The sequence below is a fragment of the Lentzea sp. NPDC036949 genome, assembly GCF_055608075.1.
The window spans coordinates 177,961-196,405 of record NZ_JBVJRA010000012.1; the positions used below are offsets into that span (position 1 = coordinate 177,961).

Sequence of the window (18,445 nt, forward strand, 5' to 3'; positions counted from 1 at the left end):
TTCCCGAACGACTGGTCCCACCAAGGCCTGGAGGCACCGTGACGGCCGTAGCCCCGCAGCCGATCGCAACGCGTCCTTTTCCGACGCGCACTGCGGTCAAGGGGTCCTTCCTGCTGCGGATGTTCCGCACCACGGACCACAAGCAAATCGGCATCATGTACCTGGTCACCTCGTTCGCCTTCTTCATGGTCGGCGGCGCGATGGCCATGCTGATGCGGACCGAGCTGGCTAGGCCCGGCATGCAGTTCCTCTCGCAGGAGCAGTTCAACCAGCTCTTCACGATGCACGGCACCGTGATGCTGCTGCTGTACGCGACGCCGATCGTGTTCGGCTTCGCGAACTTCGTCCTCCCGTTGCAGATCGGTTCGCCCGACGTGGCGTTCCCGCGGTTGAACGCGTTCTCGTACTGGCTGTACCTCTTCGGCGGCCTGATCGTGATGTCGGGCTTCATCACCCCCGGTGGTGCCGCCGACTTCGGCTGGTTCGCGTACACGCCGCTGAGCAACGCCATCCACTCGCCCGGTGTCGGCGCCGACCTGTGGATCGCCGGTCTGGTGATCGGTGGTCTCGGCACGATCCTCGGCGCGGTGAACATGATCACCACCGTGGTCTGCCTGCGCGCGCCCGGCATGACGATGTTCCGGATGCCGATCTTCACCTGGAACATCCTGGTGACGTCGGTGCTGGTGCTGCTCGCGTTCCCGATCCTCACCGCGGCACTGCTCGGCCTGCTGGCCGACCGCCACCTCGGTGCCCACGTGTTCGACACCGCCAACGGCGGCGTGATCCTGTGGCAGCACCTCTTCTGGTTCTTCGGCCACCCCGAGGTCTACATCGTCGCGCTGCCGTTCTTCGGCATCGTGTCGGAGATCTTCCCGGTGTTCAGCCGCAAGCCGATCTTCGGTTACAACGGCCTGGTCTACGCGACGCTCGGCATCGCCGCCCTGTCGGTGGCCGTGTGGGCGCACCACATGTATGCGACCGGCGCCGTGCTGCTGCCGTTCTTCGCCTTCATGACGTTCCTCATCGCGGTCCCGACCGGTGTGAAGTTCTTCAACTGGATCGGCACGATGTGGAAGGGCCAGCTGACGTTCGAGACGCCCATGCTGTTCAGCATCGGCTTCATCGTCACGTTCCTCTTCGGTGGTCTCTCCGGCATCCTGCTGGCCGCGCCCGCGATCGACTTCCACGTGTCCGACACGTACTTCGTCGTGGCGCACTTCCACTACGTGCTCTACGGCACGATCGTCTTCGCGACCTTCGCGGGCATCTACTTCTGGTTCCCGAAGATCACCGGTCGCTTCATGGACGAGCCGCTGGGCAAGCTGCACTTCTGGACGACGTTCCTCGGCTTCCACGCGACGTTCCTCGTCCAGCACTGGCTGGGCAACGAGGGCATGCCGCGCCGGTACGCCGACTACCTGGCGTCCGACGGCTTCACCACGCTCAACATGATCTCCACGATCGGTGCCTACATCCTGGGCGCGTCGACGCTGCCGTTCATCTGGAACGTCTTCAAGTCGTACCGGTACGGCGAGGTCGTGACCGTGGACGACCCGTGGGGCTACGGCAACTCGCTGGAGTGGGCGACCTCGTCCCCGCCGCCGCGGCACAACTTCACCGAGCTGCCCCGTATCCGTTCGGAGCGCCCGGCGTTCGAGCTGCACTACCCGCACATGGTGGAGCGCATCCGCAACGAGGGTCACGTGACCTTCACCGGCAAGGCGATCCGGCACGAGGACGCGCCGCCCGCCCTGTCGGAGCTGGCGGCCTCCGCGCTGAAGTCGGGGACGGCCTCCGAGAAGGACGACTCCGACCACAAGTAACCTGCACGTCACAGGTTCAACGACGAGCCCCGGCCGCCGCGTGCGGCCGGGGCTCGTCGCGTACTACGCGTGCTGCGAGGAGACGACGACGTGAAAACGCCCGTGCTGATCACCGTGACCGGTCCCGACAAGCCCGGTGTCTCCTCGGTGCTGTTCGCCGTGCTGACCAGGCACGGGGTCGAGGTGCTCGACGTCGAGCAGGTCGTGATCCGGGGCCGGCTGGTGCTGGGTGCGCTGGTGTCGACCGACCACGACCCGGAGGGCCTGCAGGAGGCCGTCGAGCAGGCCATGGCGACCGTCTCGATGCAGGTGGAGATCGAGGTCGGCGCCGACTCGAAGCGCAGCGCGCGCCTGGAGTCCTCGCACGTGCTGATCGTCCTGGGCCGCCCGGTGACCGCCAAGGCGTTCACCGAGGTCGCCCGCCGGCTCGCCTCGCTGGGCGTCAACATCGACGCGATCCGCGGTGTGGCCGACTACCCGGTCACGGGCCTGGAGCTGCGCGTGTCCGTCGCGGACGACACGCTGGAGAACGACTCGGAGCTGCGGTCGGCGCTCGCGGACGTCTCCGTGCGGGTCGGCCTCGACATCGCGGTCGAACGGGCCGGGCTCACCCGCCGGGCGAAGCGGCTCGTCGTGTTCGACGTCGACTCCACGCTGATCCAGGGCGAGGTGATCGAGATGCTGGCCGCGCACGTCGGGTGCGAGGAGCAGGTCCGCGAGATCACCGAGGCCGCGATGCGCGGCGAGCTCGACTTCGCCGAGTCGCTGCGGCGGCGGGTGGCGCTGCTGGAGGGCCTCGACGCGACGGTGCTGGACGAGGTCGGGGCGTCGCTGGAGCTCACGGCCGGTGCCCGCACGACGATCCGGACGCTCAAGCGCCTCGGCTTCTACTGCGGTGTGGTGTCCGGCGGGTTCACGTCGGTGATCACCGGCCTCGCGGACGAGCTGCAGCTGGACTTCTGCGCGGCGAACACGCTGGAGGTCGTCGACGGCAAGCTGACCGGCAAGGTCGTCGGCGAGATCGTCGACCGGCCGGGCAAGGCCGTGGCGCTGCGCCGGTTCGCCGAGGAGGCCGGCGTGTCGCTGGCCCAGTGCGTGGCGGTCGGTGACGGCGCGAACGACATCGACATGCTGAACGCGGCGGGCCTGGGCATCGCGTTCAACGCCAAGCCCGCGCTGCGCGAGGTGGCCGACACGGCGCTGTCGCACCCGTTCCTGGACGCCGTGCTGTTCATCCTGGGCGTCACCCGCGCCGAGGTGGAGGCCGCGGACGCCGCGGACGGCCTGGAGTCGACCCGGCTGTGACGATCCTCGACCTGATCGCCTCCCGGAACTACGCCGAGGAGTCGGAAGTCCGCGCGATGCCGATGGTCATGCGCATCGAACGCGTCGACCCGCCGGGCCGCACCGCGTTGCTGGAGGCCGCGGCCGCGTCGGCGGTCGCGGTGTGCCTCGACCCGCGTGCCGACGAGGGCGGGGAGTGGCACGAGGCCGTGCGGGCGTGGGTGGCCGGGCGGATCCGGAAGGTGTCGCGGCGGGCCCGTGGCGTGCAGTGGGAGGCCGTGCAGGCGCTGCCGGGGGTGACGGTCACCGTGGAGGGCGCGTCGGTCCGCTCGCTGCTGCCGGTGCTGGTCTCCGAGACGCCCCGCGAGGTCGCCAAGCTGCAGATCTCCGGGTCGGACCTGCCCCTCGACGAGCCGGGTGCGGTGCCCGAGGGGGCCCACGTGCTGTACACGAACCCTCGCGTGGAGATGTCCGCCGGCAAGCTCGCGGCCCAGGTCGGCCACGCGTCGATGCTGCTCGCACCGCACCTGTCCGACGACGAGCTGAAGGCGTGGGCGGCGATCGACTACCGCTGCGCCGTGCGCACACCGTCGGTGGCCGAGTGGGACGCGCTGGTGCACAGCGCGGACGTCATGGCGGTGCGGGACGCCGGTTTCACCGAGGTGGAGCCGGGGACGACAACTGTGATCGCACCTCTGGGCTGACATTTCGGGTTAGAACCGCGTAATTCGGGTAAATCCACGTTCTGTGGGCCTACTCGACGTGCTCGACTCCAGGCTGGGTGACGGCCTGGAGAACCTGCTGTGCTCGCACCACACGCGCAGGCTCCGCCGGCTCGGCTGGGGCGAGGTGCTGGACGGCGACGGCGCCGGGTGGTTCACCCCGCGCCGTCCGGTCCAGCACGGCAACAAGATCCAGGTCCTCGTCGACGGCGCCGAGGCGTTCCCCGCCATCGCCGAGGCCATCGAGAACGCCCAGAAGTACGTGCACATCGCGAACTGGCACGCCTCGCCGGACTTCCGGCTGACCCGTGAGCCGGGTGCGCCGCAGTTGCGCGAGCTGCTGGCCGCCGCCGCGGAACGGGTGCCGGTGCGGGTGCTGCTGTGGGCGGGGCCGCCGGTGCCGTTCTTCGAGCCGACCCGCAAACGCGCGGAGGCCGCGAAGCGCGCGTTCCTGGAGTGCGGTGCGGTCCGGTGCGAGCTGGACGCGCGTGAGCGGACGTTGCACTGCCACCACGAGAAGGTCGTGATCGTCGACGACGTGGCGTTCGTCGGCGGCCTCGACATGACCGCGGTGGAGGGCGACCGGCACGACTCGCCCGAGCACCCGCCGCGCGACCTCGGCTGGCACGACCACATCGCGAAGGTCTCCGGCCCGGCGGTGTCCGAGGTGGCCGCCCACTTCGCCGCCCGGTGGCTGGAGATCGCGGGGGAGACCCTGCCCGCGCCGGAGGTGCCACCGGAGGCGGGCTCGTCGTCGGTGCAGCTGGTGCGGACGATCCCCGAGGGCACCTACGACTTCGCGCCGCACGGCGACTTCACGCTGCTCGACTCGTACCTGCGGGCGTTCCGCGCGGCCAAGTCGCTGATCTACATCGAGAACCAGTTCCTGTGGTCGCCGGAGATCACCGAGGTGCTGCTGGAGAAGCTGAGCAACCCGCCGTCGGACGAGTTCCGGATGGTGCTGCTGCTGCCGCAGAAGCCCAGCAACGGCGCCGACACCACCCGCGGGCAGCTGGGCAGGCTGCTCGACGCCGACCCCGAGGGCGGCCGGCTGATCGCCGCGACCCTCGTCTCCCACGGCGATGCACCGGTGTACGTGCACGCCAAGTTGTCCATTGTGGACGACGAGTGGCTGTCGATCGGCTCGGCGAACCTGAACGAGCACTCGCTGTTCAACGACACCGAGGTGAACGTCGTGACCGACGACGCCGAGGTGGCCCGCTCGACCCGGCTGCGGCTGTGGGCGGAGCACCTGGACGCCGACGTGTCCGGGCCCGCGCACGAGGTCGTGGACGAGATCTGGCGCCCGGCGCTGAAGCGGCCGTCACGGGTGATGCCGCTGCCCGGGGTGTCGCGACGGGCTGGAAGGCTGCAAGGACCGTTGCGCGGATTGCTGGTCGACGGCTGATCTCCGGGTCTAGCGTGGCCTGCGTGGCCAACGAGGTGACGATCCCGCTGCTGCCGTGCGCCTCCATCGACGAGGTGGCCGAGTTCTACGTGATGCTCGGGTTCACGATCACGCACCGGCAGTACCGGCCGACGCCCTACCTGTCGGTGCGGCGCGAGGACGTCCAGCTCCACTTCTTCGGCATCCGCGGCTTCGACCCGGCCACGTCGTACAGCTCGTGCCTGGTGCAGGTGGAGGACACGCGTGAGGTGTTCGACGCGTTCGCCCACGGCATGCGGGCGGTGTACGGGAAGGTGCTGTCGTCCGGCATCCCGCGGATGACCCGGCCCCGGCGCGACGGGTTCCTCGTGGTCGACCCCGGCGGCAACTGGATCCGCGTCGTGCCGGCGGTGGAGGAGAGCGAGCCCGCGCGCAACGGGCTGGCGCGGGCGCTGCACAGCGCGGAGACGCTGGCCGGGTCGCACGGGGCGGAACGGCAGGCGTTGCGCATCCTCGAAGGGGCGCTGGCCCGCGAGCGGGACGCGTCGGAGGACGACCTGGCGTCGGCGCTGGAGTTCCGCGAAGAGCTGCTTGAACGGCTTAATCTACATAGGTAGTATTACTGGCGTGGAGCCACTGCGCCGCATCGGCAAGGCCACGGTGGACGTGCTGGAGGTGCTGCTCGGCGCCTCCGGACCCCGCTGGGGCCTGGAGATCATCAAGCTGACCGGGCGGCCGTCGGGCAGTGTGTACCCGTTGCTGGACCGGTTGGAGCGGGCCGGCTGGGTGACGTCGTCGTGGGAGGACGACGACACGCGCAAGGGGCCGCGGCGGCGGATGTACGTGCTGACGCCCGACGGTGCGGCGGAGGCTCGTCGCGTGGTCGCGGCGCGTGCTCCGGAACCGCGTTTCGTGCCGAGGGCGGCGCAATGAGAGTCGCGTTGTTGTTGGTGCGCCTCGCGGCTGCCGTTGTGGGCGATGAGCGCTATCGCGAGCAATGGGAAGCGGATGTTGCCGGGGCGCGCGAACTAGGCATGTCGCCGGTGCGCGTGGCGTTCGGGGCTTTGCTCACTGTTGTCGTCATGCCGTCGAAGGGAGCTGTTGTGGCTGGGATCGGACCGTTGGGGATGGCGTTGCGGCACGCGCAGACGCCGCGTGGCCGTGTGCTGGCGATCGCGGTGGTGTCGGCGTTGTTCGTGCTGGCCGGCGTGGTCATGCTGTTCGCATGAGCAAATAGCTCGGTGTCGTTCCGGCGGGACCGGGCTTAGCTTCGGGCAGTGGCGAACGAACTGACGATTCCACTTCTGCCCTGTCCCTCCATTGACGAGATCGCGCCGTTCTACGAGATGCTCGGGTTCGAGATCACGTACCGGCAGACGAAGCCGAACCCCTATGTGGGGTTGCGGCGCGAAGACATCAACCTGCACTTCTTCGGCATGGACGGCTACGACCCGGAGCAGTCGTACAGCACGTGCGTGGTCATCGTGCCGGACATCAACGAGTTGTTCGAAGCGTTCGCGGCGGGAATGCGTGCCGTGCACGGAAAACTGCTCATCTCCGGCATCCCGCGGATGACCCGGCCCCGGCTGCGCAACGACCGGTACACCGGGTTCGCCGTCGTCGACCCCGGCGGCAACTGGATCCGGATCAGCACGCCCGGCACCGCACCCGAGGCACGGACCGCGCTGGCCAGGGCGATGGAGAACGCCGCACGCCAGGGGGACGCGCGCGGAGATGAGCGCCAGGCGTTGAAGATCCTGGAGGGTGCGCTGAAGCGGGCCTCCGCCGACGATCCGGAACGGGCGGCGGCGGAGGCCTACCGCGACGAGCTGGTCGAGCGCGTCACCGGGTCTGCGCCGCGTCCAGGCGCTGGAGAGCGGCCCTGACCACGTCCGGGTCGTAGGTCGTCCAGAACGGAGGCAGCGAGGCGCGCAGGAAGCCGCCGTAACGGGCGGTGGCGAGGCGCGGGTCGAGGATCGCGACCACGCCCTTGTCCGACATCGACCGCAGCAGGCGGCCGGCGCCCTGGGCGAGCAGCAGGGCCGCGTGCGTCGCCGCGACCGTCAGGAAGCCGTTGCCTCCCCGGGAGTTGACGGCTTTCTGGCGCGCGGAGGCCAGCGGGTCGTCCGGGCGCGGGAACGGGATGCGGTCCATGATCACCAGCTGCAGGCTCGGCCCCGGCACGTCCACGCCCTGCCACAGCGACAGCGTGCCGAACAGGCACGTGCGCTCGTCCTCGGCGAACTTCTTCACCAGCAGGCCGGTCGCGTCGTCGCCCTGGCAGAGGATCGGGTACTCGATCTTGTCCCGCAACGCCTCCGCAGCCGCCTTGGCCGCCCGCGTCGAGGAGAACAGCCCCAGCGCGCGACCGCCGGCGGCGTTCACCAGCCCCTCGATCTCGTCGAGGTACTCCTTCGGCAGCCCGTCCCGGCCCGGCTGCGGCAGGTGCCGTGCCACGTAGAGGATGCCGCTCGACCGGTGCTCGAACGGCGAGCCGACGTCGAGACCGCTCCACTTCGGACCGTCGACGTCCCTGACCTCCTTGTCGGTGGCCGCACCCTCGATCTTGCGGACCTGCTCCGACGGCGGCAGCCCCCACTGCCGCGCCATCGCGTCGAACGCGCCACCCAGCGTGAGCGTCGCCGACGTGAGAACCGTGGTGCGCTTGCCGAACAACCGCTCCCGCAACAGCCCGCCGACCCCGAGCGGGGCGACGCGCAACGCCGGCGTCTTCTGGTTGAAGTCGCCCGACACCCACACCACGTCGCGCTCCTCGCCGAACGCGTCGAGGATGCGCACCGCGCAGTCGTGGACCTCCTCCAGCAACGACATCGCGAGCTTGCGGTCCGTGGCGCCGTCCACGTCCTCCTTGCGCTCCGGCCCGAGCGACGACATGCACATGTGCGCCGCGTCCCTCGTCGCCGCCAGCGCACCGGCCAAGGCCCGCGGCAGCTCGTCCAGCCGGCCGGCGGGCAGGTCCTCCAGGATCATCGCGAGCCCGTCGCTCGCCTCCGCCAGCCGGTCGGCGACGTCCTGGTCGATCAGCCGCCCGCAGCGCCGTGCCGCGATCGAGATCGACGCCCCGGTGAGCTCCTCCGTGGCCACCGACGTGACCCGGTCGACCAGGTCGTGCGCCTCGTCGATCACCACCACGTCGTGCTCCGGCAGCACCTGGTAGCCCTCAAGGGCGTCGATGGCGAGCATCGCGTGGTTCGTGACCACGACATCGGCCTTGCCGGCCTGCGCCCGTGCCCGTTCGGCGAAGCAGTCGGACCCGATCGGGCACTTCGACACCCCGAGGCACTCCCTGGCCGTGACGCTCACCTGCCGCCACGCGTGCTCGCTGACACCGGGCACCAGCTCGTCCCGGTCGCCCGTCTCGGTGTCCGACGACCACTCGTGCAGCCGCTTCACCTCACGCCCGAGCTTCGACACGGCGAACGGGTCGAACAGCGCGTCCTCCGGCTCCTCCGGCGCGCCGTTGTGCACCCGGTGCATGCACAGGTAGTTCCGCCGCCCCTTGAGGATGGCGTACGTGGGCTCGCGCCCCAGCTCCTTCTTCAACGCCTTCGCGAGCCGCGGCAGGTCCCGGTCCACCAGCTGCCGCTGCAACGCGATCGTGGCCGTCGACACCACCACGGTCTCGCTCTCGGCGACCGCGTGCCGGATGCTCGGCACCAGGTAGGCGAGCGACTTGCCGGTGCCGGTCCCCGCCTGCACGGCCAGGTGCTCACCGGTGCGGATGGAGCGGTCGACGGCCTCGGCCATCTCCACCTGACCGGGGCGCTCGGCGCCGCCGACGGCGTGGACGGCGGTTTCCAGCAGGCTCAGGGTGGGGGGAACTTCAGGCACGGGGAAGACCGTACCCGCCACCCCCGACACTCCTGCTCCACCCGCATCTGCGAGTACCGCCAACTCAACATCAACAGGCACTTTTCCACTACCGACTGGGTCAGTCGCCGCCTCCGCCGCCGCAACCGCCGCCGCCGCAGCTGCTGCCGCCGTCGCTGCTGCTGCAACTGCTCGACGAGCAACCGCCGCCGCAGCTGCTGCCGCCGTCCGACGACTTGGTCCGCGCACCCACCACGGCCGGGGTGAGCCCGAACAACGCCGCCTGCCCGCCCAGACCGGCCACGGCGACCGCGCGCAGGCGGTAGTGCGGGGTGTGGCGTTCGGTGCTGCGCGCGGACGACACCTGGGCCTCGGCGCGGCGCACGATCCGCATCGCCGCCCGTGTGCGCAGGCGGCCGGGGTCACGGGCACCGAGCACGGCGGCCAGCGCGATCAGGGCCACCGCCGCGGGGAAGTACGCCCAGCCCGGCACGGTCACCGGCACGAACGACAGCACGTCCGGTGCCACGAACGCCACAACACCCGCACCGACCAGGGCGAAGCCCAGCAGGAACAGCCACGGGTACAGGCGCGGGCGCAGGGAACGGCGGGCGCGCAGCAGACCGCGGTCCACCAGGTGGGCGCGCAGGCCTGCGGCCTCCTGGCTCTCGGCCACCGCGGACAGCAGGTCCGGCAGGTAGCGGCCGGAGCGGCGGAGCTCGCCGAGGACGCGGGCCTCCAGCGGGGTGGCGGCGCCGTGGCGGGAGGTGGCCGTGGCGAAGCCTTCACGGGACAGGCGCAGCTGACCCGCGTCGGCGAGGCGGGCGACGGCGACCTCGGCGGCGCGGCGGGGGCCGCCGGCGAGGCAGGCGAGTTCCTCGGGGGTGGTCTGCACTGGGGGATCTCCGTGAGCAGGGGACGTCACGGAGTTCTCGACGGGCCGGGGCACGGTGTTACGCCGGTCACCGAACGAGATCAAGCGGTCACGTCGGCGAGGACGCGGTCACCCAGGTCGAGTGCCGCCGCGAGGTGGTCCGGCGTCAGCACGGCGGTGGCGTCCCGGCGAGCCGCGACCAGGTCCAGGAGCAACGGGCCGAGGTCGGGCCACTGCTCGGCGGCCAGGACGCCGGCGCGGGACTTGCTGACGATCTCACCCGTGCGGATGGTGTGCCACAGGCGCGCGGGACCCAGACCGACCCACAGCACGGCCTCGCGGAACACCGGGATGCGCTGGTCGACGGTCCTCAGCGCGGCACGGCCGGCGTCGAGCTGAGGCTTCCAGTACGACACGAGGTTCCCACGGCAGTACGCCGCCACCTCAGCAGCAGTGACCGGGCATGCGGGCCGTGTGCCGCGCACGGTCTGACCGACGGTCCGCAACTGTTGCCACAACACGGGCGTGACTTCGCCGAAAAGAGGCGTCACCGAAGAAACGGGACGAGAGAGGTCGCCCGCCATCACCACGGAAACGTCCACACCGTCCACGGCGGGCACATCAGCAGCAGCGGCGAGCTCGACGACGACGTCCAGATCGGAGTCGAAGACCACGTCGTCCAGCACGCGCGAGCCGTGAAGATGCGCGCCTGCCACAAGACCGGGCAGGCGCGCATCCAGCAGGTCCAGGTACTCCCCGGGCGTCACCACCCGGTCCACGCTACCGGCGGCGGACGAGGGCCCAGGCGCCCGGCAGCAGACCGGCGGCCAGTGCGACCTTCAGCAGGTCACCGAGCAGGAACGGCAGCACGCCCACCGACAGCGCCTTCACCAGGCCCATGCCGGTCATCGCCATCAGCCACGGCACGCCGACCGCGTAGATCGCGAGGTTGCCCAGCACCATCGTGCCGGCCGTGCGCACCGGCGTGCGGTCACCACCGCGGGCGGCGAGCGCGCCGACCAGGGCACCGGCGAACACGAAGCCCACCACGTAGCCCAGCGACACCGGGACGCCGGACGAACCGCCCTGGAACCACGGCACACCGGCGACACCGGCGATCAGGTACAGCAGCATCGAGATCGCGCCGCGCTGCCAGCCCAGCGCGGCACCGACCAGCAGCGCGGCGAACGTCTGACCGGTCAGCGGCACCGGGCTGCCCGGGATCGGCAGCGCCACCTGCGCGGCGAGACCGGTGAGGGCGGCACCGGCCACCACGAGGGTGAGGTCGCGGGCGAGTGCGCCCGGGACGAAGTCGGCGAGCACGGTGCGACGGGGCGCGAGTGCGAGAGCGGCCACGAGCGTTCCCTCCCAGGCGGAATGGCAAGAGGGCCTGAGATTAACCAGGGGAACTCGAGAACGTCTTTGTCTGGTCTCCACAAAGTGACCGGTCACACATCGAGTGCGACCTTGCCGCCCACGCGTTCGGTGTTGCGCCTGGTCTTGGCCCATCCGTTGTGGCCTCGGGCCAGCCTGACCACCGCGCGCCACGACGTGATGTAGAAGGTGTAGATGTACAACGCGTAACCGAACCCGTACCCGATGGACCTCCAGAAACCCACGGGTTCGCAACGCGCGCGGTACACCGGTCCCCACAGCACGAACGGCAACAGCCCGAACGCGCCGTACACGGTGAACAGGACCCACGCGCCGTCGAAGAACCAGAACACGACCTCCGACGGCGACACGGCGAACCGGTAGGCCATGAGCGCCACCGGGATCGGGTAGATCAGCGTGCCGAGCAGCTGCATCCACGGCTGGGCGAGGTAGTACGTCATCTCGGCAGCGCCCAGCGTGGTCAGGTGGTCGGAGTCCCAGATGCGCCGCAGGTAGCGCGTGCACTGCATCGTCCCCTGACCCCACCGGGTGCGTTGCGCGAGGAACCGGCGCAACGAGTACAGCGCCTCCTGGTTCACGTGCGTGTCGAGCGTGAACCCGGTGTGCCAGCCCTCGGTCAGCAGGTGCACGCCGAGCTCGAAGTCCTCCAGCAGCGACCCGCGCCACGGGCTGCCCGCCGGTCCGGCGATCGAGTCCAAAGCGGACAGTCGCGTGGCCTGTCCGTTGCCGCCCATGGAGATCGTGCCGGTCGCGCCGCGCGACAGCTGGATCGCCGCGATGGCCGTGCGGAACTCCAGGTCCTGCATGCGCACCAGCCCGGCACCGAACGCGCGCCGCCACCGCGACACCCCCGGCTGGCGCTGGCCCGCGTTGATCATCCGCACGTCCACCTGCACCGCGCCGATCCGCGGGTTGCCGAAGAGGTGGTGGGCCGCGCACACCTCCAGGAAGTTCGGCGCCGGCCGGCCGTCCGCGTCGACCACGACGATGATCGCGCTCTCGGTGTCCGCGCGCCGGCCCATCCACAGCTTCACCGTGCGGTAGGCGTCGTTCAACGCGTTGCCCTTGCCGGTGCGCGCGTACGGGCGTTGGCGTTGCACGAGATGGATGTTCGGGTCGCGAACGCCACCGTTGCGCTTCAACGCGCGCACGACTCCCGCGGTGCGGTCGTCGGAGTCGTCGTCGATGACCCACACGTGCGCGATGGGGAACGTCCCGCGCAGATAGCGGATCGTGTCACCGATGACGGCCTCTTCGTCACGGCACGGCACGAAGAAGTGCCACTCCAACGACGACGGCTCACCGACGGGCGCGGGCTTGCGCCGCAGGTACGGCACCACGATCACGAACACGTACGTCACGAAGGCGACGCTCATGGTCAGGGCGAGCGCCTGCGTGAACCCGAGGACGAGGTCGAGGCTCACTTCCGCGTCGCCAGCCACACGAACGCGACGAGTGCCGCCGCGCCACCGAACACGCTCACCATCGACCCCAGCAGCGTGTGCCCCCAGTAGTAGCCGGTGTCCACGCCCAGCCAGTCCACCAGCCCCACCAGCGTGAGCACCCGGAACTGGTTGACCACCACGACCGCCAGCGCGGCCACGCCCAGCGCGACCAGCACGCGCGACTGGACCCGCGGCCGCAGCGCGATCATCACCGCGCCCACGACCACCAGCGGCAGCACCAGGAACGCCGACGTGCACTCGGGCGTCATGCGCAGGCCCAGCGGCGTGTCCGAGCCCAGTCCGAAGTAGACGGTCTGGCGGTCGGCGACGACCTCCACGCCGTAGGAGCTGACGGCGCTCAGCACCGCACCGGACAGCGAGATCTCCACCGTGCGGTAGAGGCGGTGCGCGAACACGAGTCCGGCGGCGAGTGCGAGCAGGACGACCACCGTCACCCGGCTCGGGAATGCGGCGCGGCGCAGGGCAAGCGTCACCCGAGAATCCTTTCCACCGATGAGGGAGCGCCCAGACGGGCTACTTGACCTTCCATCGGTTGACGGAACGTCAGCCCTCATCCCCGGATCGAGTGATGCCGTGACCGGAAATTGATCAAAAGTCCCACGATCCGTGGCACCGACTGGGCGAGTCGAGTGATCATGTCGCCCGATACGGGGAGTAACCCTCAGTTCCCCCGGAATAACGCCGATGCCGGTAACTGCCCCCGGAAAGCGTGAACCAGCTTGGTTCGAACGCGCCCTGGGGCCGGAGGAATGACGGAGGGAGTTTCATGCGTTTCCGACTGACGGGACTGGCCGGAGTTGCTGCCATCGCAGCACTTCTGGCCGGTGCCGCACCCGCTTCGGCCGCTCCGGGGGACGCCTCGGCCCACGGCGCGAAGCTCACCGTGACCCTGCTCGGCAGCCCGGCGGTCAACGCCGAGCCGTTCGCCGCCGCCACCGCGAACGGGCCGACGCAGAACACGTTCCTGGGCGTCGACCTCACCGGCATCCTCAAGACCGGTGTGATCAACGCTTCCGCGTCGCGCGACGAGAGGTCCGGCGGCGTGTCCTCGCGGGCGAGCACCGCGGACGTCCGGGTCGACCTGCTGTCCGGGGTCACCGGCAAGGTCTCCGCCGAGCTGGTGGAGGCGGAGTGCGCGGCCACCCAGAAGGGCCTGGCCGGCAAGGCGAAGCTCACGGGCGTCGACCTGGGCGAGCTCGGCCAGGTCAACGCCGACCCGGCGCCGAACACCGTGCTCGACGTCGCGCTCGCCGGGGTCAAGATCGCCGAGGTGGTCTTCAACGAGCAGCTGAAGAACGCCGACGGCAGCCTCACGGTCAACGCGATCCACATCAGGCTGCTGCAGGGCGTGCTCGGCTCGATCGGCACCGGTGACGTGATCATCTCGTCCGCCACCTGCGGCCCCGCCGGCCTGCCCATCCCGATGGCGTCGGGCGCCGGCCTGTGGATCGGCCTCGGCCTGCTCGGTCTCGTCGCCGTCCCGGTCGCGTTCGTGGCGCTGCGCAGGCGCGCGTCGCTCACCGCGGTCTAGGAGAGCGGCCGATGTACAAGGTCCCCGGAACCGGCGTGGGCGTCGGCACGGGTGTCGGTGCCCTCGCGGTCACCGGCGCGGACGTGACGTGGTGGATCGCCGCGGGAGTCGTGCTGCTCGTCGCGGGCGCGTTCCTCCTGCGCTCGGCGCGCAGGAAGCGGCGCGCGGTCCCCGTCCCGGCCACAACCAGACCGAATCGAGCGGGCTGATCACCGGTCCGCCCGGGGATGCCCCCGCACCCGGGCGGACCGGCCCGCCTCCCCCGAGAGGACAACGGTGTGAGCAAGGAAGTTCTGCTGGTCGCGGGCACCCGCCCGGAAGCCGTGAAGATCGCCCCCGTCGCGATCGCGTTGAGGGGGCACCCCGGCCTCCGCCCCACGATCGTCCACAGCGGACAGCACTCCGGCATGGTCGAGCAGGCCCTCAGCGCGTTCGACCTCGTCCCCGACCTGCGCCTGGACGTGCCCAGGACCAGCGGCACCCAGGCCGAGCTGGTCTCCCGGCTGCTGCCCGAGTTCGACGCCGTGCTGGCCGGCCGCGACCCGGCGGTCACGCTGGTGCAGGGCGACACGACCACCGCCCTCGCCGCGGCACTCGCCTCGTACTGGCGCGGCATCCCCGTGGCGCACCTGGAGGCCGGTCTGCGCACCGGCGACCTGTACGGCCCGTTCCCCGAGGAGGGGAACCGGCAGATGATCTCCCGCGTCACCTCGCTGCACCTGGCGCCGACCGACGACGCGGCCAACGCCCTCCACGCGGAGTCCTTGCCGGACAGCCACGTCGTGGTCACCGGCAACACGGTCGTGGACGCCGTGCAGCGGGTCGCCGCCCTCGACCTCCCTGCCCGCAGCGCCGACCTCGCCGCGCTGGAACGCGGCCTGGACGCCACCGGCGGCCGGCTGCTGCTGCTCACCGTGCACCGGCGCGAGTCGTGGGGCCGGCCGTTGATGCGCGTGCTCAACGCCGTGCGGTCCCTCGCCGACCGCCACCCCGACCTGCACGTGCTGGTCCCCGCGCACCCGAACCCCGGTGTGCGCGAACAGGTCGTCTCCCTGCTCGGCGGGCACGAGCGGGTCGTCATCACCGGCCCGCTCGACTACCCGGACCTGGTGCGGGTGCTCAAGCGCGCCGCACTGGTGCTCACCGACTCCGGCGGCCTCCAGGAGGAGGCGCCGTCGTTCGGCGTGCCCGTGCTGGTGCTGCGCGAGACGACCGAGCGCGTGCTGGCCGTCGACGCCGGGTGCGCCTGGCTCGTCGGCACCGACACCACCCGCATCCTCGCCGAGGCGGGCTGGGTGCTCGGCTCCCGGTTGCGGCTCCCGCCGGGGCGCAACCCGTTCGGCGACGGGCGTGCCGCCGTGCGGGTCTGCGCGGCGATCGAGCGGCTGGCCGGCCTGCCGACCGCACTGCCGCGCCGGGAGCCGTTCGCCACCCTCGCGGGCGTGTATTAGCAGCTCGTGCGTCACCAGGTCGGTTGGTCCGGCTTCCACGAACGGGTGATGTACGGGGCGAACCGTCGGCTCAGCCGTGCGACGCGGAGAGGATCGGGGTCAGGAACCGAACATGACCGAGCCCGAGGGGACCGAAGTGCGCAAGAGTGTGATCGCCGGTGTCGTGGTCGCGTTGACCTTCGCCACGGCCGCGCCCGCGCTGGCGGCGAACCCGCCCGGCCGCGCGTCGTCCGGGTCCGCGGACTTCGCGCAGCAGGGCGGCCAGACGGTCGAGGTCGGCCCGCTCGCCGTGTGCGACGTGAACCCGGAGCAGGCGGGCACGGTCACCGGGGCGAGCCCCGCGGTGAGCGGGACCGGGCTCAAGATCGGTGCGACGTCCTCCACCTGCACGACCACCGTGGTCAACGAGGCGGAGTTCACCACCACGACGACGTCGACGGCCAAGGGCACCGCCTTCGAGCTGTCGGCGCTGATGGCGCAGAAGGGCCCGCGGCTCAAGATCGCCGAGTGGACGATCACCTGCTCCGCCGACGCGGAGGGCACGCAGGCGGCCTGGGGGCTCAAGGGCCTGTCCGGCTGGCCGGGGCTGCCCGCGCAGATCCCCGCCGGGTACGTCCACGACGTCAAGTCCAGCACCGGAACCGTGCTGGCCAAGGCGAAGTTCACCGACACCGCGTTCCCGGAGCCGAACGACGGCAGCCTCAGCACGACCCTGCTGCGGATCACGTTCGAGCCGTCGTCCGGCTACACGGGCAGCATCACCCTCGGCACGGCGGCCTGCTCGCCCACCCCGTAGCGGTCGGGGCAGCTCAGGACACCACGACACCCGCGGCGCGCAGCTCGTCCAGAGCGGCGTCGCGGGTGTTCTGCGCCACGGCCGCGGTCAGCCCGGCCAGCACCGTCGTGCGGAACCCGTTGCGATGCGCGTCGAGCGCCGTGGCCCGCACGCAGTGGTCCGTCGCGATGCCCACGACGTCCACCTCGGTCACGCCCTTGGCGGTGAGCCAGCCCGCGAGGTCGTTCTCCGCCTCGAACCCGGAGTACGCCGCGGCGAACCGGCCCTTCGAGAACACCTGCTCGATCCCGGCGACGTCGAGCTCGGGGTGGAACGACGCACCGGCCGTGCCGGCCACGCAGTGCACCGGCCAGCTGTCGACGAAGTCCGGCGTCTCGCTGAAGTGCTCACCGGGGTCCACGTGGTAGTCGCGGGTCGCCACGACGTGGTCGTAGGACGAGGCCGCGATGTGCCGCGAGATGGCCTCCGCCACGGCCGCGCCACCGGCGACCGCGAGGGACCCGCCCTCGCAGAAGTCGTTCTGCACGTCGACGACGATCAGTGCCTTGGTCACTTCGACTCCTCCAGGTAGACCGTCGGGATCGCGGGCTCGCCGCGCGAGAGCTTCAGGCCCTCCCACGGCACGCTGACCAGCGCGGCCCGCAGGCGTTCGCGGTTCTGCTCCAGCCCGGGGACGCCGTCGGCGAGCTTGCCCGCCCGCATCAGCGGGACCTGCACGAGCCGGTCGTGCGGGCCCAGCTCGGGTTCCGCGGTGGCCTGGAACACGACCTCCTCCAGCGCCGTGCCGGTGTCCTTGTGCCGGCGCAGCGCCTTCTTCCAGCCGCCGCGCGACTGCTTCGACGTGCTGCGCTTCTCCACGTGCCGCCCGTCGACCTCGACGAGCTTGTAGACCATGCCCGCGGTCGGCGCGCCGGACCCGGTCACGACCGAGGTGCCCACGCCGTAGGCGTCCACGGGCTCCGCGCGCAGGGCGGCGATGGCGTACTCGTCGAGGTCGCTGGACACGACGATCCGGGTGTTCTTCGCACCCAGCGCGTCGAGCTGGTCGCGCGCCTGCCTGGCCATCACGCCGAGGTCACCGGAGTCGATCCGGATCGCGCCCAGCTCGGGGCCCGCGACGGCCACGGCCGTCTTGATGCCCTCGGTGATGTCGTAGGTGTCGACCAGCAGCGTCGTGCCGACGCCCAGCGCCTCGACCTGGCTGCGGAACGCCTCTTCCTCGGTGTCGTGCAGCAACGTGAACGCGTGCGCGCACGTGCCGGCCGTCGGGATGCCGTGCCTGCGGCCCGCCTCCAGGTTGGAGGTCGCGTGGAAGCCCGCCAGGTAGGCCGCGCGGGCACACGCCACGGCGGCTTCCTCGTGCGTGCGGCGGGAGCCCATCTCGATCATGTGCCGGCCGTTCGCGGCGGTGACCATGCGGGCGGCGGCCGAGGCGATGGCGCTGTCGTGGTTGAGGATCGACAGCGCCAGCGTCTCCAGCACCACGCCCTCGGCGAACGAGGCGCGCACGGTCAGCACCGGGGAGCCGGGGAAGTAGAGCTCGCCCTCCGGGTAGCCGTCGACCTCACCGGAGAACCGGTAGTTCGCGAGCCACTCCAGCGTGGCGTCGTCGACCACGGCGTTGCGGCGCAGCTGGTCGATCTCCTCCTCGCCGAAGCGGAAGTCCTCGATGGCGTCGAGCAGCCGGTTCACCCCCGCGACCACGCCGTAGCGGCGGCCGTCCGGGAGCCTGCGCGCGAACACCTCGAACACGCACGGACGGTCACCGGTGCCGTCACGCAGCGCGGCCGCGAGCATCGTCAGCTCGTAGTGGTCGGTCAGCAAGGCCGTGGAGTTCATGGTCACCCACCCTAAGGTCGCATCCGGTTTAGCCGCATGCCGT

20 protein-coding genes are annotated in these 18,445 nt (G+C 70.9%); 12 read left to right on the top strand and 8 right to left on the bottom strand.

What is annotated here, in order from left to right; genetic code table 11:
- Positions 1–38: 38 nt before the first annotated feature.
- The 8 genes from ctaD (at position 39) to ACZ7CD_RS30340 (ending at position 7,105) form a co-directional block, all read left to right on the top strand.
- Positions 39–1,826: an aa3-type cytochrome oxidase subunit I gene (ctaD, locus tag ACZ7CD_RS30305; RefSeq protein WP_360398163.1), complete on the top strand. Its 1,788-nt coding sequence runs from the start codon at positions 39–41 to the stop codon at positions 1,824–1,826.
- Between the two features lie 90 nt (positions 1,827–1,916).
- Positions 1,917–3,131 carry a phosphoserine phosphatase SerB gene (serB, locus tag ACZ7CD_RS30310; RefSeq protein ID WP_470371336.1) on the top strand — a complete coding sequence of 405 codons (1,215 nt, stop codon included), beginning with the start codon at positions 1,917–1,919 and terminating at the stop codon, positions 3,129–3,131.
- 56 nt (positions 3,132–3,187) lie between these two features.
- Positions 3,188–3,814 (top strand): peptidyl-tRNA hydrolase, encoded by a 627-nt coding sequence (locus tag ACZ7CD_RS30315; RefSeq protein WP_470380247.1) that lies wholly within the window; start codon positions 3,188–3,190, stop codon positions 3,812–3,814.
- 43 nt (positions 3,815–3,857) lie between these two features.
- Entirely contained in the window at positions 3,858–5,240 is a 1,383-nt protein-coding gene (locus ACZ7CD_RS30320; protein WP_470380222.1) for a phospholipase D-like domain-containing protein, read from the top strand.
- Between the two features lie 23 nt (positions 5,241–5,263).
- A complete protein-coding gene (locus tag ACZ7CD_RS30325; RefSeq protein WP_458434121.1) occupies positions 5,264–5,836 on the top strand; it encodes a VOC family protein in 573 nt (190 codons plus the stop codon).
- Between the two features lie 10 nt (positions 5,837–5,846).
- Entirely contained in the window at positions 5,847–6,152 is a 306-nt protein-coding gene (locus ACZ7CD_RS30330) for a PadR family transcriptional regulator (RefSeq protein ID WP_470371334.1), read from the top strand.
- A complete protein-coding gene (locus ACZ7CD_RS30335; protein WP_470380223.1) occupies positions 6,149–6,448 on the top strand; it encodes a hypothetical protein in 300 nt (99 codons plus the stop codon). Before ACZ7CD_RS30330 ends, ACZ7CD_RS30335 begins: the two co-directional genes overlap by 4 nt.
- Positions 6,449–6,496: 48 nt before the next feature.
- Entirely contained in the window at positions 6,497–7,105 is a 609-nt protein-coding gene (locus ACZ7CD_RS30340; protein ID WP_470380224.1) for a VOC family protein, read from the top strand.
- On the opposite strand, the gene ACZ7CD_RS30345 is transcribed toward ACZ7CD_RS30340, so the two are convergent.
- From ACZ7CD_RS30345 to xrtP, 6 genes are all read right to left on the bottom strand, one after another.
- A complete protein-coding gene (locus tag ACZ7CD_RS30345; protein WP_360398177.1) occupies positions 7,062–9,071 on the bottom strand; it encodes an ATP-dependent DNA helicase in 2,010 nt (669 codons plus the stop codon). The two genes, ACZ7CD_RS30340 and ACZ7CD_RS30345, sit on opposite strands and share 44 nt — an antisense overlap.
- A gap of 100 nt (positions 9,072–9,171) precedes the next feature.
- Positions 9,172–9,999 (bottom strand): TIGR04222 domain-containing membrane protein, encoded by an 828-nt coding sequence (locus ACZ7CD_RS30350; RefSeq protein WP_470380225.1) that lies wholly within the window; start codon positions 9,997–9,999, stop codon positions 9,172–9,174.
- A 26-nt stretch (positions 10,000–10,025) separates the two neighbouring features.
- Positions 10,026–10,694: a hypothetical protein gene (locus ACZ7CD_RS30355; protein ID WP_470380226.1), complete on the bottom strand. Its 669-nt coding sequence runs from the start codon at positions 10,692–10,694 to the stop codon at positions 10,026–10,028.
- A gap of 10 nt (positions 10,695–10,704) precedes the next feature.
- Positions 10,705–11,280 (bottom strand): biotin transporter BioY, encoded by a 576-nt coding sequence (locus tag ACZ7CD_RS30360; protein ID WP_470375588.1) that lies wholly within the window; start codon positions 11,278–11,280, stop codon positions 10,705–10,707.
- A 92-nt stretch (positions 11,281–11,372) separates the two neighbouring features.
- Positions 11,373–12,695, bottom strand: coding sequence for a glycosyltransferase (locus ACZ7CD_RS30365; protein ID WP_470380248.1), 1,323 nt, complete (start codon positions 12,693–12,695; stop codon positions 11,373–11,375).
- Between the two features lie 44 nt (positions 12,696–12,739).
- Positions 12,740–13,258: an exosortase P gene (gene xrtP, locus ACZ7CD_RS30370; RefSeq protein WP_458434116.1), complete on the bottom strand. Its 519-nt coding sequence runs from the start codon at positions 13,256–13,258 to the stop codon at positions 12,740–12,742.
- 293 nt (positions 13,259–13,551) lie between these two features.
- Between xrtP and ACZ7CD_RS30375 the strand changes: the two genes are divergently transcribed.
- From ACZ7CD_RS30375 to ACZ7CD_RS30390, 4 genes are all read left to right on the top strand, one after another.
- Complete coding sequence (locus tag ACZ7CD_RS30375; protein WP_470380227.1) at positions 13,552–14,316, top strand: choice-of-anchor P family protein; 765 nt, start codon at positions 13,552–13,554, stop codon at positions 14,314–14,316.
- Positions 14,317–14,327: 11 nt separating this feature from the next.
- The gene (locus ACZ7CD_RS30380; RefSeq protein ID WP_360398189.1) at positions 14,328–14,525 is read left to right on the top strand and encodes an LPXTG cell wall anchor domain-containing protein; all 198 of its coding nucleotides are present in this window, start codon (positions 14,328–14,330) and stop codon (positions 14,523–14,525) included.
- A 69-nt stretch (positions 14,526–14,594) separates the two neighbouring features.
- On the top strand, positions 14,595–15,767 hold the full coding sequence (gene wecB, locus ACZ7CD_RS30385) for a non-hydrolyzing UDP-N-acetylglucosamine 2-epimerase (RefSeq protein WP_360398191.1): 1,173 nt from the start codon (positions 14,595–14,597) through the stop codon (positions 15,765–15,767).
- A 112-nt stretch (positions 15,768–15,879) separates the two neighbouring features.
- The gene (locus ACZ7CD_RS30390; protein ID WP_470380228.1) at positions 15,880–16,563 is read left to right on the top strand and encodes a hypothetical protein; all 684 of its coding nucleotides are present in this window, start codon (positions 15,880–15,882) and stop codon (positions 16,561–16,563) included.
- Between the two features lie 13 nt (positions 16,564–16,576).
- Here ACZ7CD_RS30390 and ACZ7CD_RS30395 read toward each other — a convergent pair whose 3' ends face one another.
- Both ACZ7CD_RS30395 and ACZ7CD_RS30400 read right to left on the bottom strand, forming a co-directional pair.
- Complete coding sequence (locus tag ACZ7CD_RS30395) at positions 16,577–17,116, bottom strand: isochorismatase family protein (protein ID WP_360398195.1); 540 nt, start codon at positions 17,114–17,116, stop codon at positions 16,577–16,579.
- Positions 17,113–18,402, bottom strand: coding sequence for a nicotinate phosphoribosyltransferase (locus tag ACZ7CD_RS30400; protein WP_360398197.1), 1,290 nt, complete (start codon positions 18,400–18,402; stop codon positions 17,113–17,115). Before ACZ7CD_RS30400 ends, ACZ7CD_RS30395 begins: the two co-directional genes overlap by 4 nt.
- Positions 18,403–18,445: the final 43 nt, after the last annotated feature.

What these genes read in the sequence shown, in the direction of transcription:
- ACZ7CD_RS30380 (WP_360398189.1), top strand. Translation starts at nt 14,328, where the DNA reads ATGTACAAGGTCCCCGGAACCGGCGTGGGCGTCGGCACGGGTGTCGGT.
- ACZ7CD_RS30400 (WP_360398197.1), bottom strand. Translation starts at nt 18,402, where the DNA reads ATGAACTCCACGGCCTTGCTGACCGACCACTACGAGCTGACGATGCTC.
- ACZ7CD_RS30315 (WP_470380247.1), top strand. Translation starts at nt 3,188, where the DNA reads ATGCCGATGGTCATGCGCATCGAACGCGTCGACCCGCCGGGCCGCACC.
- ACZ7CD_RS30335 (WP_470380223.1), top strand. Translation starts at nt 6,149, where the DNA reads ATGAGAGTCGCGTTGTTGTTGGTGCGCCTCGCGGCTGCCGTTGTGGGC.
- ACZ7CD_RS30375 (WP_470380227.1), top strand. Translation starts at nt 13,552, where the DNA reads ATGCGTTTCCGACTGACGGGACTGGCCGGAGTTGCTGCCATCGCAGCA.
- ACZ7CD_RS30390 (WP_470380228.1), top strand. Translation starts at nt 15,880, where the DNA reads ATGACCGAGCCCGAGGGGACCGAAGTGCGCAAGAGTGTGATCGCCGGT.
- ACZ7CD_RS30365 (WP_470380248.1), bottom strand. Translation starts at nt 12,695, where the DNA reads ATGAGCGTCGCCTTCGTGACGTACGTGTTCGTGATCGTGGTGCCGTAC.